Here is a 26,190-nt window from a genome sequence, read left to right on the forward strand (position 1 = left end):
GTCCCCGATGCCGCCGGCAGGCGGAGCACTAGGGTCTTGTCATGGTGGCAATCGCATACGAAGACATCGTCAAGGCACCCAAGGCGCTCCTGCACGACCACCTGGACGGCGGGCTGCGGCCGGCGACCATCATCGAGCTGGCCGACGCGATCGGGCACCCGCTGCCCAGCACCGATCCGACCGAGCTGGGCCGGTGGTTCGTCACCGCCGCCGACTCCGGATCGCTGGAGCGGTACCTGGAGACGTTCGCGCACACGGTCGCCGTGATGCAGACCGCCGACGCGCTGCGCCGGGTCGCCGCCGAGTGCGCGCAGGACCTGGCCGCCGACGGGGTCGTCTACGCCGAGATCCGGTTCGCCCCGGAGCAGCACCTGGAGCAGGGACTGAGCCTGGACGAGGTGGTCGAGGCGACCGTCGCCGGCTTTGCCGAGGGGGCCGCGGCGGCGGCGGCGGGCGGCCGGAGCATCCGGATCGGCACCCTGCTCACCGCGATGCGGCACGCCGCCCGGTCGCAGGAGATCGCCGAGTTGGCGGTCCGCTTCCGGGACGAGGGCGTGGTGGGCTTCGACATCGCGGGCGCCGAGGCGGGCTTCCCGCCCACCCGGCACCTGGACGCCTTCGAGTACCTCCAGCGGGAGAACTTCCACTTCACCATCCACGCCGGTGAGGCGTTCGGCCTGCCGTCGATCTGGCAGGCGATCCAGTGGTGCGGCGCCGACCGGCTCGGGCACGGCGTACGGATCGTTGACGACATCACCGCGGGTACCGAACCGGTCCTCGGCCGGCTCGCCGCGTACGTCCGGGACAAGCGGATCCCACTGGAACTCTGCCCGTCGTCGAACGTACAGACCGGTGCGGTGCGGTCCATCGCGGAGCACCCTATCGGGCTCCTGCGGGATCTGCGCTTCCGGGCCACCGTCAACACCGACAACCGGTTGATGAGCGGTACCTCGATGTCGCGGGAGATGCTCCTGCTGGTGGAGGCGTTCGGTTATGGCTGGGCCGAGCTGCAGTGGTTCACGATCAATGCGATGAAGAGCGCGTTCATCCCGTTCGACGAGCGATTGGCGATCATCAACGAGGTGATCAAACCGGCGTACGCCAAGTTGCTGCCCTGATCCGGTACGGCGGTCAGGCCGTACGCCCGGGGTTGCCGACCGCGGCGCCGGTGCCGAACGCGTTGCCGCCGTCGGCGACCGTGCCGGTGCCGGTCGCGGCGTGGTGCAGGGCGGCCACCCGCCGGACGACCTGACCGCCGCGGGCCGGCTGGCAGCCGAGACCGGTCTGCCGGCGCAGCACCACGGGTTCGTTGCGGGCGAGTGCGATTCCTCGACGAACCAGCAGCCCCGGTGCCTTACGCCGTTCGCTGAGGTCGCGTACCAGCCGGCGAAAGAACGTCGCGCCGCGCGGGCGCCGCAACGTGTACGCTCCGGCGAGCAACCCGAGTCGACGGCATTCGGGTACTATCTCGGCAGCAAAAATCCCTTCGGCGATAAAGAGTGGCGATCCGGCTAGATCGAATGTCCGACTGTCCACCCGCCGGTCCGCGCCGATCGCGTAAACCGGCACTTCGGCACTGCCGTTCCGGACCAGCGCGGCAATCGCCGCCACGGCCGCTGTGGAGTCCCAGGCATGTGGTGACTCCCAGTCCACAAGACCGGCCCGGCGCGGCAGCGTAGGGTCGTCACCGTCCTTGTAGAAATCGTCGAGGGAGAGCACGGGAAGCCCGGTGCGACGGGCGATGTACGACTTTCCGGAGCCCGAAGGTCCAGCGAGCAGCACCACTCCGACAGAGGATCTCATTACTTTGAGTTACTCCCAGCAGACGGATTGCTAGCAAATTGCATGAACATCCCATCACACGGTCCGCGACGGACAACCTGGGCTTTCTCTTTGACTTGTGTCGTGATGGAATCTCGGAGGTCCGACCCGCCCGGGTCGGTCGATGGGCGGTGCCCGCTGCAACGCGCGGGCACCGAAAAGGGAGGGCGGTGACGTGAGCAAGCGGCCGAACACGGCGAACTCTTTCCTGTCGCGTCTCCGCCGGCCAATGGGCCGGCTCCGTGACATGCCGATCTGGTCCAAGCTCGGCATCATCATGATCGTGCCGACGCTCGCCACCATCGTGGTCGGCACGACCGGGCTCATCGACCACCTGCAGACCTACAACAACGCGGAACGGGCACGCACCCTCGCCAACCTGGCCCAGGCGTCCGGCGCCCTGGTCGACGGGCTGCAGGACGAGCGGGCTGCCGCCGTACTGCTGCTCGGTTCGCCGAACCAGGAGGCGAAGGCGAAGTACCAGGACGCGTACAGCAAGGTGCACCCCCGGATCGACGCGGCCAAGGGCCCGTACTCCGAGCAGCGCGCCGAGCTCGACGACCTGCCGGCCAACTTCAACGGCCTGCTCACCCGGATCGACCGGAGCCTGGCCGACCTGCCCGGCACCCGCAGCCAGGTGGTCAACGCCAAGCTGAAGCTCACCGACGCCTCGCAGTCGTACGAGGGCCTGATCAGCGACCTGCTCGACATCCGCGACTCGGCCTCCCAGCTTGCCGGCGACAGCGCGCTGAGCGAGCGGATGCGGGCCGCCACCGCGACCTCCCGCGCCAAGGAGTTCCTCTCCGTACGCCGGGTCGTGGTGCACCGGGCCCTCATCCAGAACGAGCTGACCCCGGTACTGCGCACCGACTACATCGCCACCGAGACCGGGCAGCAGCAGGCGCTGCAGTCCTTCCAGTCGGTCGCCACCCGGTCCGAGGCCGAGTTCTACGAGCAGACGGTCGCCGGTTCCGACCAGCGCGAGGCGGACAACTACAGCGGCTACATCCGGGGCAAGACCAACGACGACATGTCGGATGCCCCGTTCGACGCGGACAAGTGGGACGCGGCGATGGTCGGTAACGCGAAGCTGATCCGTACCGTCGAGGCCCGCCTCGACACCGACGCGGTCAACCGCGCGACGGAGATCCGCGACGACGTACGCCAGCAGGTCTTCGTCGAGACCACGCTGCTGCTCGCCACGCTGTTCCTGGCCATCCTGTTCGCCTGGATCGTGGCCCGCTCGATGGCCCGGTCGCTGCGCGAACTGCGCCACGGTGCGCTCTCGATCGCCCAGTACGGCCTGCCGCAGGCGGTCGCCCGGCTGCGTGACCCGGCGCTGTCGGCCCAGATGTCGCCGGTGCAGCTCGCCAACCAGATCGCCGAACCACTGCCGGTACGCGGCAAGGACGAGTTCGGACAGGTGACCGAGGCCTTCAACGCGGTCCACCTCGAAGCCGTCCGGACCGCTGCCGAGCAGGCCGCGCTCCGCTCCTCGGTCGCGACGATGTTCGTCAACCTGGCCCGTCGTTCGCAGATCCTGGTCGACCGGCTGATCGGTCACCTGGACCGGCTGGAGCGCGGTGAGGAGGACCCGGACCGGTTGGCCGAGCTGTTCCAGCTCGACCACCTGGCCACCCGGATGCGTCGTAACGACGAGAACCTGCTGGTGCTCGCCGGTGCGGACTCCACCCGTGTCCAGCGGGAGCCGGCCGCCCTGATCGACGTGCTGCGGGCCGCCCAGTCCGAGGTCGAGCACTACACCCGGATCGAGTTCGGGGTGGTCGACCGCGACATCGAGGTGGCCGCGCACGCCGTCAACGACCTGGTCCACCTGGTCGCGGAGCTCTTCGACAACGCCACCGCCTTCTCGCCGCCCGACTCGCAGGTCATGGTCGAGGCCCGGCGGGTCGGCGACCGCGCGTCGCTCTACGTCGAGGACCGGGGCATCGGCATCACCGCCGACCAGCTCTACGACCTCAACGAGCGGCTCGCCACGCCACCCCAGGTGGACGTCGCGGTCTCCCGGATGATGGGCCTCGTGGTGGTCGCCCGACTGGCGGCCCGGCACGGGGTCAAGGTCGAACTGCGGCCCGGCTCCGACCGGGGCACGGTCGCCGACGTGACCATGCCCACCTCGGTGCTCGTCCCGCGGGCACTCTCCGGTCGGGCCCAGCAGTCCGGCGGTTACACCACCCCGGCCCAGCAGCCGCCGACCCAGCGGCCGAACTTCGGACCCCCGCTGGCCCTGGAGGGCAGCCCGGTCCCGCCGGCCCAGCGGACGCCGGAGCGCGACTTCGGTTCGGCCGGGCGCCCGTTCGAGCCGGCCGCGTTCAACAGCGGTGGCCTCGGCAACGCCGGCTCCGGTCTCGGCAACGGTTCCGGTCTGGGTAGCAACGGTGGCGGGTTCGGTAACGGAGCCGCTCGCGGCAACGGTGCCGGGCGCGGAATGCCGGCCTGGTCCGACCTCACCGGCGCGAAGGCCGGCAACGGCAGCGACGGGTTCAGCCCGCGTCCGTCCAACGGGCACGGTGTCGACCCGCTGCCGCAGCGCCGGGTGACCGAGTCGGGCAACGAAGGCGAACCGACCGGTACGCCGGGACCGAACATCCCCCGGCAGCTCCCGGCCAACCCGGAAGCGCGACCGGCCAGCGCCGGACTGGCGCCTCCGGCCCCGCCGCCGGTTTCGGCCCCGCCGATCTCCGCCCCGCCGGTTTCGGCCCCGCCGGTTTCGGCGCCCCCTCAGTCGGCACCGCCCGCGGTCTCCGCCGCAGGCGCCCCGCCGGCCTGGCCACCGGTCAGCGCCGCCGACCGGGAGGTGCCCGCACCCTCGGTTCCGGAGCGGCTGGCAGCGGCGCTGGACATGACGGCCGAACTGCCCCGCGTCGTCCGGCCCCCGGTCGAGCCACCGATCACGGTGCCCTCGGCGGCGGCGGTCGAGGCCCGGCCGAGGTTCGCCGACGAGACCATGGAACTGCCGATCTTCCGTGAGCTGGAGTCCGCCTGGTTCCGTACCCGGCGCACGGTCAACGACGAGACCAGTTCCGACGACAGTGCCGCTCCGGCGGGCAACGGCCAGTACGTCACGGCCGACGCCGCCCGGAGCACGGCCCAGAACGGTTCCGTCAGTGCTCCGGCCAGCCCCGCGATGGCGGCTCCGGCGGTTTCCACCGCGGCGAGCCGTGCCTCGGGGTCGACGGCGGAGACGACAGCGGGATCGGTCGGTTACGGCAACGGCGCCGGCCGGCCGGGAGGCTCGCCGGTGGGCGGCTGGCAGACGGCCGCCGACGACGGCTGGCGTGCCGCGTCAGCGGCTACCGACGTGCCGGTCGCCGAAACCACCCAGAAGGGTCTGCCCAAGCGGGTGCCGATGGCACAGTTGGTACCCGGCGGGGTAGAAAAGCCGAGCGTCTCGGTGCAGCGCCGGACACCGGAGGCGGTACGTGGCCTGCTGTCCGCGTACCACCGGGGTGTGCAGCGCGGTCGTACCTCGGAAGACCCGTCGACCAACCCGGAAGGGACTCCGGGAGGTCAGCAATCCCCGCAGGCCGGCTTAGGCCCCGCGGCCGGGAGCGGTCAGAAGGAGCATGAAGCATGACATCTACGCAGGATCTCGGTTGGCTGCTTGCCAACTTCGCCGACCGGGTGCCGGGCGTCGCGCACGCGATCGCCGTCTCCGCGGACGGTCTGCTCCTCGCGTCGTCACGGGACCTTCCGCGTGACCGGGCCGACCAGCTCGCCGCGATCGCGTCCGGACTGGTCAGCCTCACCCAGGGTGCGGCACGCTGTTTCGAGGGTGGCGCGGTTTTGCAAACCGTGGTCGAGATGGACAATGGCTTCCTGTTCCTCATGTCCATCTCGGACGGTTCCTCGTTCGCGGTGCTCGCCGCTCGCAACAGCGACGTGGGACAGGTCGGGTACGAAATGGCACTGCTCGTCGACCGGGTGGGAGACGCGCTCACGCCCGCGCCGCGCGCCGCGGCGGGGATGCTGGGCTAGGAGTGCCGCCGGTCGGCCACCCGGTCAACGGGTGCGACGGCAACGATAGAACGACGAGCTCCACGGGCTCGGGTCACGGACAGGACGAGAAGGGGGTGAACGGCGATGATGGCTGAACGCGACGAGCCAACTGGCGCGCTCGTCAGGCCATACGCCGTCACCCGTGGACGGACCCGGCCGAGGCTCAACATCGCCCTGGAGGCACTGGTCGAAACGACGGTGCGCGGCCGGTCCGCCGGTAACGGCAACGGCGGCCAGGGTCGGGAGCACCAATACATCGCCGCGCTGTGTGACGGTCAGCTGCAGTCGCTCGCGGAAATCGCGGCGCGGATGCAGCTACCGCTCGGAGTGGCCCGGGTCCTCATCGCTGACATGGCCGCCGAAGGCCTCGTCGCGGTGCATGAACCGACAATCCTGGACGACTCTAACGACGCGGTGGGCACTGAACTGCTGGAGAGGGTGCTGAGTGGACTTCGCAGGCTCTGACATGTCGCACCGCCCGATGCCCGGGCGCGTGACATCGGCGAAGATCGTCATCGCCGGTGGGTTTGGCGTCGGCAAGACGACGCTGGTCGGCTCGGTCTCGGAGATCACGCCGTTGACCACCGAGGCGATCATGACGTCCGCCGGCGTCGGCGTCGATGACACGCGACAGGTGCCGGGAAAGACGACCACCACGGTCGCCATGGACTTCGGTCGTATCTCGATCGACCGGGACCTGATCCTCTACCTGTTCGGTACCCCGGGCCAGACACGTTTCTGGTTCATGTGGGACGAACTGGTACGGGGCGCGATCGGGGCGGTGGTGCTGGTGGACACCCGTCGATTGGCCGACTGCTTCGCGGCGATCGACTTCTTCGAGCATCGGCGGCTGCCGTACCTGGTGGCCATCAACTGCTTCGACGGAATGCAGTACCACGATCCGCAGGACGTGCGGGACGCGCTCGCCATCTCGAGCGACGTTCCGGTGGTGGCTTGCGACGCGCGTAACCGCGAGTCGACCAAGCACGTGCTGATCTCGCTGGTGGAGTACGTACTCACCATGCGCAGGTCACGCGCTGTCGCGCCCGCCTGACGCGAGTTAGCGGATCAACCGCCCGGCTGGGAGTTCGCTCCCGGCCGGGCGGTTGGCGTGCGTACGCGGGCGTGGGGTGACAGCGGACACATGCGTGTCCCGGTGAGCGTGGTCAGGTGTGGCGGCGTGAGCGTCGAGATGCCGGTTGGGCATGCGGAAGCGCCGGCTGCGTCCGGGAGGATGTTGCTCGCCGCGCGTAGGGGAACTGTGCCGGCCGATGATGGGCGTGCTGCGTGGGCAGGCGCGTACGGCGGCGGTTCGGGGGCTCAGAGAGCGGTTCAGGGCTCGGGAACGGCCCTCTGCGGATCAGGTCAGGAGATCCGGGTCCACTCGCCGCGGCTGACCGTGAACACTCCGAGCGAGTCCGGTTCCATGCCGCCGTGGCGGATCGGGGCGAACGCGTACGAGCCGGCGATTCCCTCGGTCACCTGGCGGGCCAGGTACACCCGGAGGCGGCCACGGTCGACGCTGTTCGCGAGCCGGGCAGCGGCCGTGATCAGGTGCACCGCGTCCGAGGCGTACGGCGCGAACCCGCTGAACGAGCCGTGCGCCTGGATGTAGCGGAAGACGAAGTCCCGTCGGGCCAGGCCGGCGCTGGTGGTGTTGGTCAGTGACGAGCCGCTCAGCGACATCGGGTGGACGACGAAGGATCCCTCGACGGCCTTGGCGTTCTCGGCCGAGAGTGTCTCCTCGGCGACCGCACCCGCGTCGAAGAAGATCGGGCCCTCGAACCCGGCGTCACGCAGCGCCCGGGCCGCCGCACCGGAACTCGGCGCGGTCGCCCAGACCGTCACTCCGTCCGGCTTGCTGCTCACGATCCGTTCCGCGGCACTGGTGAAGTCGGCGCCGGTGACCGGTAGGCGCACGGTCTTGTCCAGGCTCACGTCGACCGTGTCGAGTGCCCCCGGCATGACCCGTACGCCGGAGTTTCCGTGCAGGCCTGGTGCGGCCAGCAGGGCGACCTTCTTGAGCCGCTGCGAGCTGATCAGGCGGGCCAGTTGGCGGGCGACGTCGGTGGCGTCGGGGGTGAGCTTGTAGACGAAGGTCCGCTGGGGCAGGGGGACCACGATCTCGTCGGCGGCGGCGAGGGAGACGAACGGGACCTGCGCCTCCTGCGCGACCGCGACCATCGACATCGAGGTCTCGGCGAGAGTGCCCCCCACCAGGGCGTGTACGCCCTCGCGGTTGACCATGTCGGTCGCCTGCTCGGCCGCGGTCTTCGGGTTGCTGCCGTTGTCCTGGACCACCAGACGAAGCTTGCGGCGGAGGTTGCCGACCGGCACGCCTTCCTCGTTCAGCGTGTCGAGCGTGATCCGTAGTGCCCGCTCCTGGAGGACGCCCAGTGCCGCGCCGGCGCCGGTCAGCTCCAGGCTGGCGCCGATGGCCAGGTCCTGGGGTCCCTTGCTGGTGGGACCGGTCTGCTCGTCCTCGTCGCCGTTCCCGCAGGCGGCGACGAACAGGGTGGAGGCGCTGGCCAGAAGCAGGCCGCGACGGGTCAGGGCTGATGAACCGATCGCCGGTGTCGTCATCAGATGCCGCCTCTCACGCCGCCAGGTTTCACCGGCCAGCTACTGGCCCGCCGGTATGTTGCCGAGCGGATAGTCCTGCCGTCAAATATTTATGGTGTGGCCCGTACCACTCAATGGGACGTGGGTCCGGTCACAGGAGTTGTCGGTCGGTCAGGAGCGGTATCCGGCGGACCGGTACTCGTACTCCCGATCGTCGTCGCGCTCATTGTGGTCGCGGGTGAAGTCCCAGCCCCCGGCGGCCTCGCGTCCGGGACGACCGCCGACAGCGAAGCCGCCGATCTCCTGGCCCCTGCGCCAACCACGGAAGTAGCCGGTGGTGTGTTCGGCGATCCGGGCCGCGTCGCGCACGATGCGCAGCGGTCGCTCGTCGCGCAGCGGTGAGCCGGGGACCAGGTTGGCCTGGGGCACCCGCTTGGGCAAACCGGCCCGTGTCTCGTCGCCGACCGATGGACGGGCGGCCTGTTCCGCTGCCCGCCAACCGGTGTCGGCGGTCGAGGCCCACTCCACCTGGGCGTCGTCCTCCGGATGTCCGGTGAACCAGGCCGAACGCGCGGCCGCGAAGATCAGCAGGTCACCGTCGCCCTCGTCGGCAACCGGCGGAGCGCTGGGCTCGGCGGCACGGCGGGCCGATCGGGTGAGCCGGCCGTTGCGGTCCGGGTCCTCGGGCTCCACCAGCCGCAGCGGCGGGCCGTCCAGACGCGGGTCGGCGGTCGGTCCGGCCGGGTCGCGCAGGGCGCGGTCGGCCAGCGGTGGCGGCTCGACGAGTCGCAGCATCGGTGGTTCCTGCGGCAGGTCGTCCGCGAGCCACGGGGGCGTCACCCGCCCGTCGCCCGGCCCGGACGCCGCGGGCAGGTCCAGACCGGCGGCGGTGCGCTTGTCGAACTGGTACGCGGGCTCGGCGCTGGCCGCCAGGTCCCGCCCGGCCCGGTCGCGCTCGCTCCGCTCCCGGTCGGCCCGGCTGCGTTCGGCGCGCTCGTTCCGTTCCCGGTCGGCACGTTCCCGTTCGGCGCGCTCACCGCGTTCCCGATCGCGCTCGGCGCGTTCGCGGTCCGCCCGGTCACGCTCGGCGCGTTCGCCGCGCTCCCGGTCGGCCCGGTCACGGTCGAGCTGCTCCAGCCCGAGCTGGTTCTGGTCCCGCTCGTCGCCGGGGCCGACCAGGGGCCAGTTGGCCCGGGAACCGGGCGGCGCGCTGACCGCGTCCGGGCGGGGGGTGGGTACCGGCACGTTGAGGTCGGTGGCGCCGAAGCCGGTCGAGGAGAGACCCGGCTCCCCCTTCGTCTTCGGGCGCGGCACGATCGGCGTCGGGCGCTGGCGCTCGCTCCGGGCGCTGTTGATCGCGGCGGTGGTGAGGGTGGCGCGGAACGGTTCGCCCGCGTCGACGGGCGGCACGCTGCTGCTGCGCTGCACCGGCACGATCGGGGTGATGCCCGGCGGCGGCGGGGGCGGCGCGGACACGGGCCGGTTGGCCGGCGAGTCGCGCCACTGCCCCGGTGATCCGGGGGCTGCGGGCATCGGGGCCGGCAGGTCGCGTTGCGGTTGCGCCACCGGCGGCGGGAGCTGCCGACCGGGCAGGCTGGCCGCGGGTGCGAGCGGCTGCGGTGCGACCGGCGGCGGGGCCAGTGGTGCGGGCGCGGTCGGCGGCGGTGACATCGGCTGCGGGGTGACCGGCATCCCGTTGCTTGGTGCCGGCTGCGGGCGGCTGCGTCGACCGACGGCCGGCACCGGCTCGTGGTTCGCCGGCCGTACGCCGTGGTTGCCCGATCCCTGGTTGCCGACGCCGTGGCTGCCGACAACGCCGTGGCTGCCGGTCCCGTGTGCGCCGGTGGTAGTGGCATCCGCCGCGGCCCGGCGGACGGTGCGGCGGCCGGCGAGCGGCGGGGGCGTGGTGACCCGCGCGGCCAGGGTCGCCACGAGCGCGTCGCAGCCCGCGTCGCAGGCACGCACCGCGGCGACGGCCTGCCGGACCGCCTCGGCGACCGCCGAGGTGAGGGCCTTGTTGCTGACCGTGGCCCGGCGGGGCGTCTCGACGATCGCCACCTGGAGTGCGGTGATCGCCTCGGCGATCTCCTCCGGGTCGGCGATCCCGTCGCCGGCGAGATGCGCGGTGACGGCGTCGGCGACCGAGGTGTCCCGGCCGCGCCCACCGGTGCCGGCGAGCATGCCCGGCTCGGGTAGCGCGTCGAGCACCGCCAGCGGCACCGGATCGGCCGGATCCGGGTACGCCCGCAGCGCCGCCGGGTACAGCTCGCGGAGGACCTCGCGCAGCGTCGCCGCGGCCGAGTGGCGCCCACTGGCGAGCGCCGCGTGGGCCGCGAGTACGGGCTTGTAACCGGCCAGGTCCCGGGGTGCGGGAAGGGTCATCGCGGAGAGCGCACCGGCCTGCAACGCGCGGGCCAGTCCGACCGCCCGACGTTGCGTGGGCGAGCCCTCCATCTCCTCCACCGACTCGTCGTCGGCGAACCGCTCGGCGAAGTCGTCGACCGAGTCGTCGTCGGCGATCGCGAGGGGTCGGCCGGCCGCGCTCAACAGCGAGGTGACCAGGTGGTCGTCGCTGTCGGCGGCGATCGCCACACCGCTCATGCCGCTCGAACGTTCGACGAGCAGCGTGCCCAGCTGGGCGTAGCCAGCCGGGTCGTCGCCGATCTCGCCGACGTGGAGCAGCCGGCCTGCGTCGTCAACCACAGCAGACGTCAGCGTGGATCCGGCCGAAGCCGGTCCAGCGGACGGATCCGCTGAGGCCAGACCGCAGTACACCCGCACGAGCGCCACGGCGTCGTCCTCCTCCCGAGACACAGGTGGTGTGTGCCAAAGACTGATGCTCCCTGGTGAGGGGTCAGTCGCGCCAGTCCACCGCTGCAGAGATCTTGCCGATAATCGTGCGCCAACCCAAACTTGCGGTTTGTGCCCCGATTTTCTTCAGTCGGCGCCGCCCCATGAACGCGCCGAGGCCGCCGTTGGCCGTCGCGCGCAGCGCCTCGTCCAGGTCATCGAGGCTGGAGCCGGTCGAGAGCATATCCAGTACGGACGGCAGGCGCAGCGCGTACGAGAGGTCGCGGGCGATCTCCCCGGCCGAGATCAGCAGCGTCGGATCCCACGTGTCGTGGCCGCCGCGGAGGTTCTCCACGACCAGGTCGAGCTCGTACGAGTCCTCGTCGAGCGGGACGATATCCGCTGGTTGAAGCCGTGCCACCAGGTCGTCCCAGGTGTCGAGCTGGGACATGTCGTGCGGTGCTCCGGACAGGACGAAGCTGACCAGTGCCTCGCGGCTCTTGAAGAGCAGCAGTTTGCCCCGGTGAGTGAGAAAGACCGCAACTTCTTCGGCTTCCTCATCGTCGTCGGCTTCGTCCGCTTCGTCATCGTCGAGCTCGTCGTCGGCGAGCAGTTCCTCGTCGTCGACCTCGTCGCCGTCGCGGGTCCGGCGGGGACGTCCGGGCTTGTCGTCGTCGTCCTCGAAGTCCTCGGCGAACTCCTCGTCGAGGAAGACGACCGTCTCCTCGTCCTCGACCCGGCGGGCGCGGGCGTCGAACGGGTCGACCTCCCGCTCACCGATCTCGGTCGGGGTCACCGTGTTCGACAGCCGGTACGCCCGAAGGGTGAAGCCGCTGCCGGAGGGCAGTGCGATCTCCACCGGGTCGATCCGTACGTCTTCCCACAGTGCGCGGTTCGCGGGCTCGGTTACCTCGTTGTCGTCGAGGTCTGTGTCGGCCTCGACGGGGTCGGCTGCCGCGTCCGCTGTGCTGTCGGTCGCGGTGTCGGTGGTCCGGCTGCTCTCGTCGAACTCGGTGTCGGGTTCGTCGGCGTCGGGCCGGTGGGGCGACTGGCGGGCCACGCTGACCTCCGTGTGCACTCAAGGTTTGCGGCACCCGATCGGGGTGGAACTGTCGGGTGGGTGACTCTGCGCACATACCCTAGTGGGCGGCTCGACGGGGCGGGTGCCGGCACCCCGTTGGCGAACCCACCATCTATTAGTAGTCTTGCTACCTATGAAGGCCCAGGCGCTGCACGGCCACCTCGACGCGCTCCTGCTCTCGGTGCTCGAGCAGGGCTCGCTGCACGGCTACGCCATCATCGAGGCGCTCAAGGAGCGCAGCGGCGGCACCCTCAACCTGCCCACCGGTACCATCTACCCGGCCCTGCGCCGGCTGGAGCGGGCCGGCTACGTCGACAGCACCTGGAGCACCGTGAACGGCCGGGAGCGGCGCACGTACCGGCTCACCGGGGCGGGGCACCGGGCCCTGGCCGGTGAGCGGACGAGCTGGCAGGAACTGAGTTCGACGGTGGGCCGGTTCCTCGGCGTGGACGGCCCGTCGCAGGCGCCGGCCTGATCGGTCCCGCCCGGGACGTACCGGCGGGGGCGACCGCCGCCGTACTCACCGGTCCGCGGTCCGCCCGGCCGGGTCGCCGGTTCCGGTCGTCAGGCAGGCGTACGCCGACCGCCCGAGCCACCCGTGTACGACGATCAGCGCGATCCCGCCCACCAGCATCGGTGGCCAGGTCAGCGCGGAATCCCAGAGCGTCACCGACCAGGCGTAGACCGCGGCGGTGCCGATCCAGCCGAGGCAGAGCGAGGCCGACAGCCCGATCCCGGCCGCCCGCGCCACCCGTACCCTGCCGAGCCGTCCGTGCCGGGCGTGCCAGCCCAGCCACAGGTAGGCGCCGAGCGCGAGCAGGTCGATGCCGAGCCAGAGCCAGTCCAGCGAGCCGGAGAGCAGCCGGTACGCGGTCGGCGGCGGTGGGCCGTTCCACGGGGCTCCCTGCCACATCAGGTCGGCCGCCACCATCAGGACAACACCGACGACGAGGACCCGGACGGCCAGCGAGCGCAGGGTGCCGGCGAGCAGTTCGGACTGGTACTCGTGGGCGAGTCGGCGTACGGGTCCGAACTCGGTGACCGCCCGCCGTTCCGCCTCGACCGGGTGCAGACCGGCGTCCCGGTAACCCTCGGCGCTGTCGGTCAGGCTGTGCCGGGCCTCGGTCAGCAGGTCGGACTTGAGCCGGGCCGGGCCGTGCAGCGCCCGGTCCAGCGCGTGGACGTACTCGTCGATCATGCGGTGACCGGTCGGGATCGGGTGGCCGCGATGACCCGTACGGTCATCCAGGTGAGCAGGCCGAAGGTGGCGTTCAACATGATCCAGGCGGCGATCATCGGCGGCCAGGTCAACGCGGCCGGTGACTCCAGGGTCGCGTTCACCCCGGCGAAGGCGCCGAGGGCCCAGATCAGCCCGCCGACGACCAGGGCGACCAGGGCCAGCGGGCGGACCACCGTACGCGGGGCGAGGTGCCAGCGGCGGCTGGCCGGGCCGAGCAGGAAGAGGGTGACCAGGGCGAGCGTCCCGGCGGCGTACGACGCCCAGTCCAGGGCCCGGACCATGAGCAGGAAGCCCGACGGCGCCGAGGGTGTTGTTGCCGGCGGCTGCCACCACATCAGGTCGGCGGTCAGCATGGCGACCGGCACGAGCGCCACCACCAGCGCGAGCCGGCGTCCCTGTCCGGCGGTCAGCTCGGCCTGGTACGCCGGTGCGAGCTGGTCCGGGGTGCCGAACTCGGCCACCGCCCGGCGTTGCGCCGCGACCGCCTCCAGACCGGAGTCCCGGTACGTCTCGGTGGCGTCCCACAGGCTGTCGCGCGCCTCGGTGAGCAGGTCACGCTTGCGGCGGGCCGGTCCGCGCAGCCGTTCGTCGAGCAGTCGCAGGTAGTGGTCGATCGGGGCCTCGCACGTCGACATCCGTCCAGCCTGCCATGCCCGCCCGGTGCCGGGGGTCCGGCGGATCCCCGGTTCGGCCCCCGAGACCACTCAGGGTTCGCCGCACAGGAGTGGTCGGAGTTCAGTGGACGGTGAGGGCGAGGTAGCCGCCCTCGGCCGCCTCCTGGGCCAGCCACTGCTCCCGGTACCAGCCGGGTTGGTCGAGCAGGTCGGCGTGCCGGCCGCGTTGCAGCACCCGGCCGTTGTCCAGGACCAGGATCTCGTCGTACCGGTCCAGGCCGCGCAACCGGTGGGTGACCAGGAGTACGGAATGGTCGGCCGGGATCGTGTCGGTCGCCGCGGCGAGCACCCGGTCGGCGGCGGTCGGGTCGAGCCCCTCGGTCGGCTCGTCCAGCACCAGGACCGGTGGCCGGGCGAGCAGCGCACGGGCCAGCGCCAGCCGCTGCCGCTGACCACCGGAGAGCTGGCCCCCGTCCTCACCGACGATGGTGTCCCAGCCGGCGGGCTGCTCCCGTACCCAGTCGAGCAGGCCGGCGGCCCCGGTCGCGGCGGTCAACTCGTCGTCGCTCGCGTCGGCCCGTCCGAGCAGCAGGTTCTCCCGTACCGACGCGTGGAACACGTACGCCTCGGCGAGCAGGCCGCCGACCAGCCGGGGCACCTGCTCGGCCGGGTACGCGGACAGCTCCCGCCCGCCGAGCGTGACCCGTCCCGCGTCCGGCACCACCGCACCGGTCAGTACGCCGATCAGCGTGCTCTTGCCGGCCCCGCTCGGCCCCACCACGGCGACCCGCCGTCCGGCCGGCAGGTCGAGGCTCACCCGGTCGAGGGCGGCCGGTGCCCCGTCCCGGTACCGGACGGTCACCTCGTCGACGAAGCAGTCGTGGTGCTCGACGTCGAGCACGGTCGTCTCCCGGTCGGCCACCGGCCCGTCGCCGATCTCCGCCGTCAGCAGGGGTGCCACCCGGCGGAGGGCGGCGCGCAACTGGGTCCACTGGCGGGCGGCGCCGACCAGGGCCAGGGTCACCTCCACCGCGGCCAGGGTGCCCACCGCCAGTACGCCGACCAGGACGCCGTCGACCCCGGCGGACAGGGCGGTGGCGGCCACGGCGGCGCTGGTCGCGCCGGACACCAGCACCCCGAACCCGTCGATCGCCCAGCCGGCGGCGGCCAGCCGTCGTTCCAGTCCGGCCAGCTCACGGGCCCGCCCGTCGGCCCGCTCCAGGGCGGCCCGGGTGGCACCGAAGGCCGCCAGGTCGGCGGCACCGTGGGTCAGGTCGACCGCGTCCACCGCGAGCGCACCGCGCAGCGGGGCGACCCGGTCGGCGGTACGTCGGGTCAGCGCGGTGGCGGCGACCGGCAGGGCAACCCCGGCCAGCAGCAGCCCGACGACCAGCGGGGCGGTGGCTGCGGGGGCGATGGCGGCCGTACCGGCGATGGCGAGCAGGCTGACCACCGCTGCCGCCCCGGCCGGCACCAGCACCCGCAGCAGGAGGTCCTGGACCGCCTCCACGTCGGAGACGAGCCGGCTGAGCGAGTCCCCGGTGTGCTCGGCGGCGGTGGTGCGCCGCCCGGCCAGGGTGGCGAAGACCCGGGCCCGTACGTCGGTGATGAAGCGCAGGGTGGCGTCGTGCCCCGCCAGCCGCTCGGTGTAGCGCAGCACGCCCCGGCCGATGGCCAGCGCCCGGACCGCGACGATGGCCACGGTGAGTACGTCCAGCGGCGGTTGCCCGGCGGCGGTGATCAGCAGCCAGGTCGCGGTCGCCATCAGGGCCAGTCCGGCGAGTTCGGTGCCGGCGGCGAGGAGCCCGGCCCCGACCAGCCGGCCGAGGTAGGGGCGGGCCAGCCGGAGCACCGCCCGCTCGGCCCCGAGGCCCTGTTGTTGCCTGTCCTGCTCGTTCATCGGGCCGCCCCCGCGCCGCTCCGGTCGCCCGCCGCGTCCGGCCGTTCGACACCGTCGGGAACCTCCACCGGTTCCGGTAGCCGGCCGGGGGTGAGTTCGGTCACCCGGCCGTCCTCGATCCGCAGCACCCGGTCGGCCTCGGCCAGTAGCGCCGGCCGGTGCGCGACGAGCACGGCCGTACGCCCTGCGACGAGCTTGCGGGTGGCGGCCAGTACGGCGGCCTCGGAGACACCGTCGAGCCGGGCGGTGGGTTCGTCCAGCAGCACGATCGGTGCGTCCCGCAGGAACGCCCGAGCGAGCGCGACCCGCTGCCGCTGTCCGCTGGACAGCCCGTGCCCGCGTTCGCCGAGCAGGGTGTCCAGCCCTTCGGGCAGGTCCCGCAGTACGTCGTCCAGCACGGCGGCGCTCGCCGCGACGCGTACGGACTCGATTGACGCCTCGGGCTGGCCGAGGCGGATGTTGTCGGTCAGCGACGCGGCGAACAGGTGTGCCCGTTGCGGCACCCAGGCCAGTTGCCGGCGCCACTGCTCCAGGTCGGCGGTGGCCAGGTCGACCCCGTCGACGGTGATCCGTCCGCTCGTCGGTACGACGTTGCCGAGCAGCAGGCCGAGCAGGGTGCTCTTGCCCGCCCCGCTGGGTCCGATCACCGCGATCCGGTCGCCCGGTCGGATGGTCAGGGTCACGTCCCGCAGTGCGGTGGTCCGCTCGTACTCGACCGTCACTGCCTCGAACCGGATCTCGCCGGGGGTGAGGAGTGCCCCCTTGTCAGCGGGTCCGGTTGCGGAAGGGGCGCCGGCCAGGACGGTCAGGGCGTCGTCGAGCGCGGTCAGGCCCTCCATGCTGGCGTGGAAGCGGCTCCCGGCGGTACGCAACGGCAGGTACGCCTCCGGCGCGAGTAGCAGCACCAGCAGGGCGGTCTGCAACGCCAGCCCGCCGTCGAGCAGGCGCAGCCCGATCGGGACCGCGACCAGGGCGACCGAGAGGGTGGCGACCAGTTCGAGCACGAGCCCGGAGAGGAAGGCGATCCGGAGCGTTTTCATGGTGGCGGCGCGGTGCCCGTCGGCCATCCGCCGGACCACGTCGACCTGGGCGCGGGCCCGGCCGAAGACGCGCAGGGTCGGCAGCCCGGCGACCATGTCCAGGAAGTGTCCGCCGAGCAGGCTGAGCCGGCGCCACTGCCGCTCGGTGGCGGCCTGGGCCTGCCAGCCGAGCAGGGCGCCGAAGACCGGGATGAGCGGCAGCGTGGCCGCGATGATCAGCGCGGAACTCCAGTCCGCGAACGTCAGCCGGGCGAGTACGGCAACCGGCACGGTCACGCTCAGCACGAGCTGCGGCAGGTAACCGGTGAAGTACGCGTCCAGCGCGTCCAGCCCGCGTCCGGCGAGGGTGGCGATCCTGCCCGCCTGCTGGCCGGCGAGCCAGCCCGGTCCGCGCTGCCCGACGGCGTCGAGCAGGTCCGTACGCAGGGCCGCCCTGACCGTTGCCGCCATCCTCGCCGATACCGCGCCCTGGGCCCAGAGGACGGTCGCGCGTCCTGCCACGGCGGCGACGAAGCCGAGCAGCGCGGCCCGGTCGAGGCGCCCCCCGGCGGCGGTGGCGAGCAGGTCGGCGAGGGTGGTGGCCTGGGCGATCACCAGGGCGGCGGCGATCACTCCGAGCCCGCCGAGCACGGCCACCTGGCGCCGGGTCGAAGGGACCCGGCGCAGCAGCCGCGGATCGAACGGGGGACGTCGGCTCACCAGTACACCGGCGCCCGGTTGTCGATCCGTCCGCGGAACACCCACCAGCTCATCGCCTGAAAGCCTAATAGGGCCGGGATCAGCGGAATCAGCAGCCAGCTCAGCAGCCGCAGAGTGGGTGTGCTCGCGGCGGCGTCGGTCACAGTGAGGCTGGCCGCCGGATCGACGGTGGAGACCAGGGCGTGGGGCCACGTGGTCGCGGCGACCAGCAGCACCGGCAGGGCGAGGGCGGCGGAACTGGCGACGAAGGCGAGCCCTGCGCGGCGTCGGGCGAGCGCCCGGCCGGCGGCGAGCAGGGCCACCGCCAGGAGCACCGGCAGGAGCAGCGCGGCGACGGGTTGCTGGGCGGTTTCGCGTACCCGGTCGGTGAGCAGGCCCAGGACGGTGGCCGAGGCGAGCGCGACCAGGGCGACCGGGACGAGCCGCCGGCCCAGTCGGGCGTAACGTTCGCCGGCCGCGCCGGGCAGTCGCAGGGTGAGGAAAACCGCCCCGTGTACGGCGACCAGCCCGACCAGGGTCAGCCCGCCCGCGGCGACGAACGGGGTGAAGAGGTGGCCGACCCCGTCGACGTGCCCGTCGGCGTGCAGTGGGACCCCCTGGAGCAGCCCGGCGAGGACGGCTCCCCAGCCGAGCGCGGCAAGCGCGCTACCGGTGATGATCAGCCCGTCCCAGCGGGCGCGGGCGGCGGCCCCACCGGGTCGGCTGCGTAGCTGGACGGCGGCGGTGACCAGGATCACCCCGGCAAGGGCGGCGGCGACCGCCGGGTAGAGGCCGGAGAGGAGTTCACCCTCCAGCATCGGGAAGGCGCCGAAGAGGATGCCGACTGCGGCGACCAGCCAGACCTCGTTGCCGAGGAAGAACGGCCCGACCGCGGTGAGCGCCTTCCGTCGGGGGTTCTCGCCCGGGGTGGCGGCGAGCAGGAGCCCGACGCCGTAGTCGTAGCCGCCGAGGACGAGGTAGCCGGCGAGGAAGAGGCCGAGCAGGGCGTACCAGAGGATCTCCATGTCGGTTTCCTATCCGGCCAGTACGTGCGTGGGCTGGTGGTCGTCCAGGCCGTTGGTGGGCTGTGGCGGGCGGCCGAGGGCGAGGTCGTGCGCGCCCCGGTGGGCCCGGCGGGCGAGCAGGGTCCAGTTCGTCACGGCGAGCGCGATCAGCAGTACGGCGAAGCCGATCAGCGAGGTGAGCAGGACACCGGCGGAGATCGGGGTGACCGCGTCGGAGACGGGAAGCAGCCCGTACACCGCCCAGGGTTGGCGTCCGCCCTCGCGGGCCAGCCACCCGAGGATGGCCGCGACGAACGGCAGCGGTACGGCGATCAGCATCAGGTAGAGCGGGAACCTGAGCCGGATGATCCAGTCCCGGAACAGCAGGGGCAGCAGCAGCCAGCTCCAGGCCAGCGCGAAGCCGATGAGGATCATGAAGCCGAGCGCGGCGTTGCTCCAGGCCGGCGGGGTGTAGTCGCCGGGTCCGAAGCGTGCCGTCCACTCCGCGACGATCGCGGACCGCTCGGCGTCGCCGCCGAACTTGGTCGGCTGGACCCCGCCGATCGCCCCGAACTGGGCGACCCCGAAGCCCACCACCATCGTGCTGGAAAGTGCGGAGGTGATCAGCCCGATCCGCAGTGACCGCCGGAACAGCGCATAGTCGGCGGTACGCCGAATCAACTGGTACGCGCTGATCCCGGCCATCAGCAGTCCACCGGTGAGTACGGCCGCGCTCACCACGTGACCGAACGCCATGCCGAGGGTGGGGTTGGTCAGGAGTGCGGTGAAGTCGGTGAGGTGGGCGACGCCGTTCTCCATCCGGTAGCCGACCGGGTTCTGCATCCACGAGTTCGCCACCAGGACCCAGAACGCCGAGGCGTACGCGGTGATCGCCACGCCCCAGATCAGCGCCAGGTGTGCGCCCCGACGCAGCCGGTGCCAGCCGAAGATCCACATGCCGAGGAAGGTCGATTCGAGGAAGAAGGCGACCAGGGTCTCCATGGCCAGGGGTGCGCCGAAGACGTTGCCGACGTACCGCGACAGCCCGCTCCAGTTTAGCCCGAACTGGAACTCCATCACGATCCCGGTGGCGATGCCGAGGGCGTAGTTGATCAGGTAGAGGGTGCCCCAGAAGCGGGTCAGTCGCTCGTACTCCGGCTTCCTCGTGATGACCCAGGCGGTCTGCAGGTACACCAGCAGCGTGACCAGGCCGAGGGTGACCAGCACGAACAGCAAGTGGATGGAGGTCGTGGTGGCGAACTGGAGACGGGCGATCAGCAGTGCGTCCATGGCCATCCCCAAACCGGTCGACTCACTTGTCATAGCGAGCCTACACGTAGCTTCGCTACCTATATCTACTACGTCCCGTCGTAAATCAACTATACGACGAGACGTAGTAGATGGCCGCGAGCCCGTTGTCACCGCGAAGGGGGACTGGCGCGGAAGTCGCCGATGACCGCGCCGACGCGCTGATCTGATGGCGGATGACGCCTGCGGGCCAGGTCAGACGCTCACGATGGGATCGGTCATGCGCCTCGACGAACTCGGCGACCTCGCCGACCTACGGCTCGACGACCAGCGGAGCGTCCGGTACCTCCGGGCCGGTTCCGGACGTCCGCTGGTGCTGCTGCACACGATCCGGACCCAGCTCGAATACTTCAGCGACGTCGTACCGATGCTGACCGAGCACTACACCGTGTACGTCCTGGACCTGCCCGGCCACGGCCGCTCCTCGAAGCCGACAACGGTCGAGTACGACGAGCCCTACCTCCGGCGAGGGGTCGTTGACACCATGGCGAAACTCGACCTCCGCGACGTGACCATGGTCGGCGACTCGATCGGTGCCGTACTCGCGCTCACCGTCGCCAGCCAGGTCCCGAAGTCGGTCGCCCGGGTCGTGGCGTCGAACCCGTACGACTACGACACCCGCTTCGCCGACGGCATCCGGCGCGGCAACCGGTTCGCCGACCTGATCCTCGGCGGTGTGGCACTACCGGGTGTGGGACCCGCGCTCGGCGCCGCCGAGAACAGGTACGTCACCAGCCGGATCTTCCAGGGCGGCCTGGCGGACGGTAAGCGGATTCCGGGACCACTGCTCGACGAGTTCGACGCCACCCTCAAACGCCCCGGCTTCCACTACGTCGAACGGAACGTCTACCAGAACTGGCGTTCCTGGGGCGCAGCCCGGGACCTGTACGCCGGCGTCGCGGCCCCGGTGACCCTGGTCTACGGAGAACAGGACTGGTCCCGCCCGGTCGAACGGGCACGTACGGCACGGGCGCTCGGGGTGGAGCCGATCGTGCTGCCGGAAACCGGTCACTTCGCCTTCCTGGAACACCCGCAGCGCCTCGCCGAGATCGTCATCGGCCACCCCGACCCGTCGATCTGATCGACATCCGGTGTCCGGGCGGGCGAAGGGGTCCGGTGTCCGGGCGGGCGAGGTATCGACCGGGTCTCAGGCGAAGAAGAGGGTGATCGGCAGGGCGACCAGGGTCGTCGCGACGGCGAGACTGGTCAGGCCGCGTACCCACGGGCGGGGACCGGTGACCAGCAGGCGCTGCACCCGCGCGTCCAGGTGCGCGTCGGCGAGGCCGAGAGCGCCGGCCGGGGCCACCCGCGAGCCGGCGGTGGCGAACCGGAGCAGCGCGTTGGCCAGCGGCCCCTCCGCGTGCAGCCGCCGGGCCTTGTCGTCGGCCCGCATCTCCACCAGCAGCGCCACCGTCTCCGATGCCCGCCGCAGCCAGCCCACCAGGGGCAGCGCCCGGCAGAGCGCGGTGAACGGCAGCAGCACCAGGTCGTGCCGCTCGTCTGCGTGCGCCCGCTCGTGGGTGAGCACCGCCGCCAGTTCGGTACGGTCCAGCAGGTCCAGGGTGCCGGCGCTGACCACCACCGTCGGCCGCATCCCCGGCAGGCAGTACGCCGCCGCACTCGGGTGGTCGAGCACCAGCGCGCCCGGCGCGGCCGGATCGTCCCGACCCACCAGGTCGAGCAACTGCCGGTGCCGGGTCTGCACGCGTACGGCGCTGACCAGGCCCCGTACGGTCGAGCCGAGCAGGGCGGTGGCGATACCGAAGCCGACCCCGACGAGTGCGAGCTGGGTCACGCCCAGCCCGGCCGGCAGGGTTCCGTGCCACAGGTCGCGGACCAGGTGCAGCAGCGCGCCGCCGATCCCCTCGTCATAGGCGACCAGCCCGATCGACATCGGCAGCCCGATCGCGCAGAGCCCGAGGGCCAGCCCGATCGCCTGCCAGCAGATGATCGCCACCCGTGGACTGCGTGCGGTCCAGGTGGAGCGGAGCAGCACCGTGGCGGTGAGGTAGCACGCCACGGCCGTACCGGCGAGATGGGCGGCGTACGTCATGGTCTCAACCCTGCCGGTCCGCTGCCTCGTCGGTCAGCGCGGCCCGCAGCACCTCGGCCTCGGTGCCGGTGACCGACCGGGCGAACCGCACCAGGGCGGCGTCCCGGCTGCCGGCGAGGTCGAGCGCGTCCAGCATCAGCCGGGCGATGTGCGCCTCACGGGTGGCCGCCGGACGGTAACTCCACGCCCGGCCTTCCCGTTCCCGCTCCACCATGCCCTTGCCGGCCAGCCGGTCGAGCACGGTCATCACCGTCGTGTACGCCAACTCGCGCTCGCTCAGGGCGTCGGCGACCTCCCGTACGGTGACCCCCGCGCCGCTGGTCGAACCGGCGGTCCGGTCCCAGAGCACGTCCATCACCGCACGTTCGAGGTCACCCAGTCGTGTCACGCGTCCAGCCTACTACTCGCCGTCGTAACAGCCCAGGTCGCTGCCGGTGACCCTCAGGCCTCAGTTCGGGGGCGGTCATCCGGGGCACTCTCGTTCGTGCTCCGTTGCGATCCGCGCCCGGCTCCGCGAACTCCCCGGCTGACCCGTAGCTGCGGTGGCGTCCGTCCTCTGCGGAAGCGGACACGCAGCTTCTTCGTACATCTTCTTTGATGTAGCTACATCAAAGAAGATGTACGAAAGAATTCGAGTTAGTGCATCCGCCAGGCCAACCAGGCCAGTGCAGAGCGGCCAGGCGAGTGCCGGCCAGTGCCGAGCAGCCACGCCAGACGAGCCCGGGCCAGGCCAGGCCAGGCCAGGCCAGGATCGATCAGCCGGAGCCGGCTACCGGGTCAGATGCCCTTGGGGTGCCAGACGGTCTTGGTTTCCAGGAAGGCGGTCATCCGGCGCAGGCCGGGGTCGGCGGTCCAGTCGGTGGGCTGCGCCGGGGGGCGAACCACCCGCTTCAGGTTGCCGGCCGCCGCCTCCTCCAGCGTGCGGGCCAACTCCGGGTCGTCCACGCCGGTCAGGTCGATCGCGTTGACGTCGGCGTGCGAGGCGAGCCACGGCGCGGTCTCGGCGGCCCGGCCGGTGAGCAGGTTGACCACCCCGCCGGGCAGGTCGGAGGTGGCCAGCACCTCGGCCAGGGTGATCGCCGCCAGCGGTGCCTGCTCGGCCGCCAGCACCACCACCGTGTTGCCGGTCACGATTGCCGGAGCGACGACGCTGACCAGCCCGAGCAGCGCCGAGTCGGCCGGTGCGACCACACCCACCACGCCAGTCTGTTCCGGGCTGGAGAGGTTGAAGTACGGGCCGGCGACCGGGTTGGCGCTGCCGTACACCTGGGTGATCTTGTCGGCCCAGCCGGCGTACCAGACCCAGCGGTCGATCGCCTCGTCCACCTCGGCGGCGTCGAGGCCGAGGCCGACGAACTGGTCCCGCCGGCCCTCCAGCATCTCGGCCACCCGGTAGAGGATCTGACCCCGGTTGTACGCGGTCGCCCCCGCCCAGCCCTTCACGGCAGCGCGGGCCGCCACCACCGCGTCGCGTACGTCCTTGCGGGAGGCGAGCGCCACGTTCGAGTCCTGCACGAGATACGACCGCCCCGACTCACTGCGCGGGAACTTCCCGCCCACGAACAGCTTGTACGTCTTGCGTACCGCCAGCCGCTGCGACTGCTCCACCACGTCAGACATCGAGGTACGCCTCCAGCCCGTGCCGGCCGCCCTCGCGACCGTAGCCCGACTCCTTGAACCCGCCGAACGGCGAGGCCGGGTCGAACTTGTTGAACGTGTTCGCCCAGACCACCCCGGCGCGCAGCCGGTCGGCCATCCACAGGATCCGGGAACCCTTGTCGGTCCAGATCCCGGCCGACAGCCCGTACGGCGTGTTGTTGGCCTTCTCGACGGCCTCGGCCGGCGTGCGGAAGGTGAGTATCGACAGCACCGGCCCGAAGATCTCCTCGCGGGCGATCCGGTGCGCCTGGGTGACCCCGGTGAAGATGGTCGGGGCGAACCAGAAACCCCGGTCCGGCAGGTCGCACGGCGGGGACCAGCGCTCCGCGCCCTCGGCGCTGCCGACCTCGGAGAGTTCCCGGATCCGGTCGAGCTGTGCGGCCGAGTTGATCGCGCCGATGTCGGTGTTCTTGTCCAGCGGGTCGCCGACCCGCAGTTGCGCCATCCGCCGCTTCAACGACTCCAGCACCGGCTCGTAGACCGATTCCTGGACCAGCAGCCGCGACCCGGCGCAGCAGACGTGCCCCTGGTTGAAGAAGATCCCGTTCACGATCCCCTCGACCGCCTGGTCGATCGGGGCGTCGTCGAAGACGATGTTCGCGGCCTTGCCGCCGAGTTCCAGGGTGAGCTTCTTGCGGGTGCCGGCGACCGAGCGTGCGATGGCCCGGCCGACCTCGGTCGAGCCGGTGAACGCGACCTTGTCCACACCCGCGTGCTCGACCAGGGCCCGGCCGGTCTCACCGGCGCCGGTGACGATGTTGACCACACCCGGCGGCAGGTCCGCCTGCTGGCAGATCTCGGCGAACAGCAGCGCGGTCAGCGGGGTGGTCTCGGCCGGCTTGAGCACCACCGTGTTGCCGGCGGCCAGCGCCGGGGCGATCTTCCAGGCCAGCATCAGCAGCGGGAAGTTCCACGGGATGACCTGACCGGCGACGCCCACCGGGCGCGGGTCCGGCCCGAAACCGGCGTGGGTCAGCTTGTCGGCCCAACCGGCGTAGTAGAAGAAGTGCGCGGCGACCAGCGGGATGTCGGTGTCCCGGGACTCGCGAATCGGCTTGCCGTTGTCCAGCGACTCCAGCACCGCCAGCTCCCGGCCCCGCTCCTGGATGATCCGGGCGATCCGGTACAGGTACTTGGCCCTGTCCCGGCCCGACATCGGACCCCAGACCTTCTTGTACGCCTTGCGTGCCGCGCGTACCGCCCGGTCCACGTCACCGGGGCCGGCCTCGGCGACCTCGGCCAGCACCTCCTCCGTGGCGGGGTTGACCGACTTGAAGGTGCTGCCGTCGGTCGGGTCGACGAACTTCCCGTCGATGAAGAGGCCGTACGACGGCCGCAGGTCCACCACGGACCGCGACTCCGGCGCCGGCGCGTACTCGAAGACAGCCATGATCAGTCCAGGGTGAAGTAGTCGGGACCGGAGTAGGTGCCGGTCGTCAGTTTGGTCCGCTGCATCAGCAGGTCGTTGAGGAGCGTCGAGGCGCCGAACCGGAACCAGTCCGGGGAGAGCCAGTCCTCGCCGGCCGTCTCGTTGACCGTGACCAGGTACTTGATCGCGTCCTTGGTGGTACGGATACCGCCGGCCGGCTTGACCCCGACCTGGCGCCCGGTGGTCTCGCGGAAGTCGCGTACCGCCTCCAGCATCACCAGGGTCACGGGCAGGGTGGCGGCGACCGGGACCTTGCCGGTGGAGGTCTTGATGAAGTCCCCGCCGGCCAGCATCGCCAGCCAGGAGGCCCGCCGCACGTTGTCGTACGTGGCCAGCTCGCCGGTCTCCAGGATGACCTTCAGGTGGGCGTCGCCGCAGGCCGCCTTCACGGCCACGATCTCGTCGTAGACCTCGCGGTAGCGCCCGGAGAGGAACGCGCCCCGGTTGATCACCATGTCGATCTCGTCGGCACCGGCCGCGACAGCCGCCGCCGTGTCGGCGAGCTTCACCTCCAACGGCGCCTGCCCGGACGGGAAGGCGGTCGCCACGCTCGCCAGGTGCACCCCCGAGCCGGCCAGGGCCTCCGCCGCGACCGGAACCATCGCCGGGTAGACGCAGACGGCGGCAACCGCCGGGCAGGACGGATCGGCCGGGTCGGGCCGCTGCGCCTTGGCGCTCAACGCGCGTACCTTGCCGGGGGTGTCGGCGCCCTCCAGCGTGGTCAGGTCGACCATGCGGATCGCCAGGTCGATAGCCCAGGCCTTGGCCGTGGTCTTGATCGAACGGGTGCCGAGCATGGCCGCCCGCTGCTCCGCGCCGACCTGGTCCACTCCGGGCAGGCCATGCAGAAAGGTGCGCAGCGTGGCCTCGGACCGCCCCAGATCGGAGAGGTCGGACCGCGCCGACGTCGTTGTCGCCGTCATGGCGGCAAGTCTACGCACCCGCGCGTCTATGTGATCTTGGTCACCGGTCGGACCGGACCGCCAGACTT

General features: G+C 71.7%; 22 protein-coding genes. 7 read left to right on the forward strand and 15 right to left on the reverse strand.

Annotated elements, in window-relative coordinates:
- Nucleotides 1-41: 41 nt before the first annotated feature.
- Entirely contained in the window at nt 42-1,118 is a 1,077-nt protein-coding gene (locus ACWEFB_RS25710; protein WP_452289347.1) for an adenosine deaminase, read from the forward strand.
- Nucleotides 1,119-1,131: 13 nt separating this feature from the next.
- On the opposite strand, the gene ACWEFB_RS25715 is transcribed toward ACWEFB_RS25710, so the two are convergent.
- Complete coding sequence (locus ACWEFB_RS25715; protein ID WP_452289349.1) at nt 1,132-1,803, reverse strand: uridine kinase family protein; 672 nt, start codon at nt 1,801-1,803, stop codon at nt 1,132-1,134.
- A gap of 193 nt (nt 1,804-1,996) precedes the next feature.
- Between ACWEFB_RS25715 and ACWEFB_RS25720 the strand changes: the two genes are divergently transcribed.
- From ACWEFB_RS25720 to ACWEFB_RS25735, 4 genes are all read left to right on the forward strand, one after another.
- A complete protein-coding gene (locus ACWEFB_RS25720) occupies nt 1,997-5,419 on the forward strand; it encodes a nitrate- and nitrite sensing domain-containing protein (protein WP_452289351.1) in 3,423 nt (1,140 codons plus the stop codon).
- Nucleotides 5,416-5,820: a roadblock/LC7 domain-containing protein gene (locus tag ACWEFB_RS25725; RefSeq protein WP_121157211.1), complete on the forward strand. Its 405-nt coding sequence runs from the start codon at nt 5,416-5,418 to the stop codon at nt 5,818-5,820. Before ACWEFB_RS25720 ends, ACWEFB_RS25725 begins: the two co-directional genes overlap by 4 nt.
- A 108-nt stretch (nt 5,821-5,928) precedes the next feature.
- A complete protein-coding gene (locus ACWEFB_RS25730; protein WP_326563143.1) occupies nt 5,929-6,306 on the forward strand; it encodes a DUF742 domain-containing protein in 378 nt (125 codons plus the stop codon).
- 1 nt (nt 6,307) lies between these two features.
- Nucleotides 6,308-6,895, forward strand: a complete 588-nt coding sequence (locus ACWEFB_RS25735; protein ID WP_326563144.1) for a GTP-binding protein — start codon at nt 6,308-6,310, stop codon at nt 6,893-6,895.
- A gap of 311 nt (nt 6,896-7,206) precedes the next feature.
- Here the strand turns inward: ACWEFB_RS25735 and ACWEFB_RS25740 are convergent, their stop codons facing one another.
- From ACWEFB_RS25740 to ACWEFB_RS25750, 3 genes are all read right to left on the reverse strand, one after another.
- The gene (locus tag ACWEFB_RS25740) at nt 7,207-8,424 is read right to left on the reverse strand and encodes an ABC transporter substrate-binding protein (protein WP_452289354.1); all 1,218 of its coding nucleotides are present in this window, start codon (nt 8,422-8,424) and stop codon (nt 7,207-7,209) included.
- A 150-nt stretch (nt 8,425-8,574) separates the two neighbouring features.
- On the reverse strand, nt 8,575-11,193 hold the full coding sequence (locus tag ACWEFB_RS25745; RefSeq protein WP_452289356.1) for a transposase: 2,619 nt from the start codon (nt 11,191-11,193) through the stop codon (nt 8,575-8,577).
- Between the two features lie 64 nt (nt 11,194-11,257).
- Nucleotides 11,258-12,253, reverse strand: a complete 996-nt coding sequence (locus ACWEFB_RS25750; protein ID WP_452289358.1) for a DNA primase — start codon at nt 12,251-12,253, stop codon at nt 11,258-11,260.
- Nucleotides 12,254-12,407: 154 nt separating this feature from the next.
- On the opposite strand from ACWEFB_RS25750, the gene ACWEFB_RS25755 reads away from it, so the two are divergent.
- A complete protein-coding gene (locus ACWEFB_RS25755; RefSeq protein WP_452289360.1) occupies nt 12,408-12,749 on the forward strand; it encodes a PadR family transcriptional regulator in 342 nt (113 codons plus the stop codon).
- Nucleotides 12,750-12,794: 45 nt separating this feature from the next.
- Here the strand turns inward: ACWEFB_RS25755 and ACWEFB_RS25760 are convergent, their stop codons facing one another.
- The 6 genes from ACWEFB_RS25760 to ACWEFB_RS25785 form a co-directional block, all read right to left on the reverse strand.
- Complete coding sequence (locus ACWEFB_RS25760; protein WP_452289362.1) at nt 12,795-13,472, reverse strand: permease prefix domain 1-containing protein; 678 nt, start codon at nt 13,470-13,472, stop codon at nt 12,795-12,797.
- Nucleotides 13,469-14,149 carry a permease prefix domain 1-containing protein gene (locus ACWEFB_RS25765; protein ID WP_452289364.1) on the reverse strand — a complete coding sequence of 227 codons (681 nt, stop codon included), beginning with the start codon at nt 14,147-14,149 and terminating at the stop codon, nt 13,469-13,471. The genes ACWEFB_RS25760 and ACWEFB_RS25765 overlap by 4 nt, the downstream gene beginning before the upstream one ends.
- Before the next feature lie 100 nt (nt 14,150-14,249).
- Nucleotides 14,250-16,028: a thiol reductant ABC exporter subunit CydC gene (gene cydC, locus ACWEFB_RS25770; RefSeq protein WP_452289366.1), complete on the reverse strand. Its 1,779-nt coding sequence runs from the start codon at nt 16,026-16,028 to the stop codon at nt 14,250-14,252.
- Entirely contained in the window at nt 16,025-17,767 is a 1,743-nt protein-coding gene (gene cydD, locus ACWEFB_RS25775; protein WP_452289368.1) for a thiol reductant ABC exporter subunit CydD, read from the reverse strand. The genes cydC and cydD overlap by 4 nt, the downstream gene beginning before the upstream one ends.
- Nucleotides 17,764-18,771 carry a cytochrome d ubiquinol oxidase subunit II gene (locus ACWEFB_RS25780; protein ID WP_452289370.1) on the reverse strand — a complete coding sequence of 336 codons (1,008 nt, stop codon included), beginning with the start codon at nt 18,769-18,771 and terminating at the stop codon, nt 17,764-17,766. Before ACWEFB_RS25780 ends, cydD begins: the two co-directional genes overlap by 4 nt.
- Before the next feature lie 9 nt (nt 18,772-18,780).
- Nucleotides 18,781-20,040 (reverse strand): cytochrome ubiquinol oxidase subunit I, encoded by a 1,260-nt coding sequence (locus ACWEFB_RS25785; RefSeq protein ID WP_452289372.1) that lies wholly within the window; start codon nt 20,038-20,040, stop codon nt 18,781-18,783.
- A 238-nt stretch (nt 20,041-20,278) separates the two neighbouring features.
- Here ACWEFB_RS25785 and ACWEFB_RS25790 point away from each other — a divergent pair, with 238 nt between their 5' ends.
- A complete protein-coding gene (locus ACWEFB_RS25790; RefSeq protein ID WP_452289374.1) occupies nt 20,279-21,139 on the forward strand; it encodes an alpha/beta fold hydrolase in 861 nt (286 codons plus the stop codon).
- Nucleotides 21,140-21,205: 66 nt separating this feature from the next.
- Here the strand turns inward: ACWEFB_RS25790 and ACWEFB_RS25795 are convergent, their stop codons facing one another.
- The 5 genes from ACWEFB_RS25795 to deoC form a co-directional block, all read right to left on the reverse strand.
- Nucleotides 21,206-22,111, reverse strand: a complete 906-nt coding sequence (locus tag ACWEFB_RS25795; RefSeq protein WP_452289376.1) for a M56 family metallopeptidase — start codon at nt 22,109-22,111, stop codon at nt 21,206-21,208.
- 4 nt (nt 22,112-22,115) lie between these two features.
- Entirely contained in the window at nt 22,116-22,499 is a 384-nt protein-coding gene (locus ACWEFB_RS25800; protein ID WP_442792115.1) for a BlaI/MecI/CopY family transcriptional regulator, read from the reverse strand.
- A 389-nt stretch (nt 22,500-22,888) separates the two neighbouring features.
- Entirely contained in the window at nt 22,889-23,731 is an 843-nt protein-coding gene (locus ACWEFB_RS25805) for an aldehyde dehydrogenase family protein (RefSeq protein WP_452289378.1), read from the reverse strand.
- A complete protein-coding gene (locus ACWEFB_RS25810; RefSeq protein ID WP_452289380.1) occupies nt 23,724-25,160 on the reverse strand; it encodes an aldehyde dehydrogenase family protein in 1,437 nt (478 codons plus the stop codon). Before ACWEFB_RS25810 ends, ACWEFB_RS25805 begins: the two co-directional genes overlap by 8 nt.
- 2 nt (nt 25,161-25,162) lie before the next feature.
- The gene (deoC, locus tag ACWEFB_RS25815; protein ID WP_326562537.1) at nt 25,163-26,122 is read right to left on the reverse strand and encodes a deoxyribose-phosphate aldolase; all 960 of its coding nucleotides are present in this window, start codon (nt 26,120-26,122) and stop codon (nt 25,163-25,165) included.
- Nucleotides 26,123-26,190: the final 68 nt, after the last annotated feature.

It is taken from the genome of Micromonospora sp. NPDC004704 (genome assembly GCF_053601675.1).

Excerpts from the sequence above, each read along its gene's own strand:
- ACWEFB_RS25710 (WP_452289347.1), top strand. The coding sequence starts at position 42 with ATGGTGGCAATCGCATACGAAGACATCGTCAAGGCACCCAAGGCGCTC.
- ACWEFB_RS25735 (WP_326563144.1), top strand. The coding sequence starts at position 6,308 with ATGTCGCACCGCCCGATGCCCGGGCGCGTGACATCGGCGAAGATCGTC.
- ACWEFB_RS25765 (WP_452289364.1), bottom strand. The coding sequence starts at position 14,149 with ATGTCGACGTGCGAGGCCCCGATCGACCACTACCTGCGACTGCTCGAC.
- ACWEFB_RS25760 (WP_452289362.1), bottom strand. The coding sequence starts at position 13,472 with ATGATCGACGAGTACGTCCACGCGCTGGACCGGGCGCTGCACGGCCCG.
- ACWEFB_RS25755 (WP_452289360.1), top strand. The coding sequence starts at position 12,408 with ATGAAGGCCCAGGCGCTGCACGGCCACCTCGACGCGCTCCTGCTCTCG.
- ACWEFB_RS25805 (WP_452289378.1), bottom strand. The coding sequence starts at position 23,731 with ATGTCTGACGTGGTGGAGCAGTCGCAGCGGCTGGCGGTACGCAAGACG.
- ACWEFB_RS25730 (WP_326563143.1), top strand. The coding sequence starts at position 5,929 with ATGGCTGAACGCGACGAGCCAACTGGCGCGCTCGTCAGGCCATACGCC.
- ACWEFB_RS25810 (WP_452289380.1), bottom strand. The coding sequence starts at position 25,160 with ATGGCTGTCTTCGAGTACGCGCCGGCGCCGGAGTCGCGGTCCGTGGTG.
- ACWEFB_RS25790 (WP_452289374.1), top strand. The coding sequence starts at position 20,279 with ATGCGCCTCGACGAACTCGGCGACCTCGCCGACCTACGGCTCGACGAC.
- ACWEFB_RS25780 (WP_452289370.1), bottom strand. The coding sequence starts at position 18,771 with ATGGAGATCCTCTGGTACGCCCTGCTCGGCCTCTTCCTCGCCGGCTAC.
- ACWEFB_RS25715 (WP_452289349.1), bottom strand. The coding sequence starts at position 1,803 with ATGAGATCCTCTGTCGGAGTGGTGCTGCTCGCTGGACCTTCGGGCTCC.
- deoC (WP_326562537.1), bottom strand. The coding sequence starts at position 26,122 with ATGACGGCGACAACGACGTCGGCGCGGTCCGACCTCTCCGATCTGGGG.
- ACWEFB_RS25785 (WP_452289372.1), bottom strand. The coding sequence starts at position 20,040 with ATGGACGCACTGCTGATCGCCCGTCTCCAGTTCGCCACCACGACCTCC.
- cydC (WP_452289366.1), bottom strand. The coding sequence starts at position 16,028 with ATGAACGAGCAGGACAGGCAACAACAGGGCCTCGGGGCCGAGCGGGCG.
- ACWEFB_RS25795 (WP_452289376.1), bottom strand. The coding sequence starts at position 22,111 with ATGACGTACGCCGCCCATCTCGCCGGTACGGCCGTGGCGTGCTACCTC.
- ACWEFB_RS25725 (WP_121157211.1), top strand. The coding sequence starts at position 5,416 with ATGACATCTACGCAGGATCTCGGTTGGCTGCTTGCCAACTTCGCCGAC.
- ACWEFB_RS25740 (WP_452289354.1), bottom strand. The coding sequence starts at position 8,424 with ATGACGACACCGGCGATCGGTTCATCAGCCCTGACCCGTCGCGGCCTG.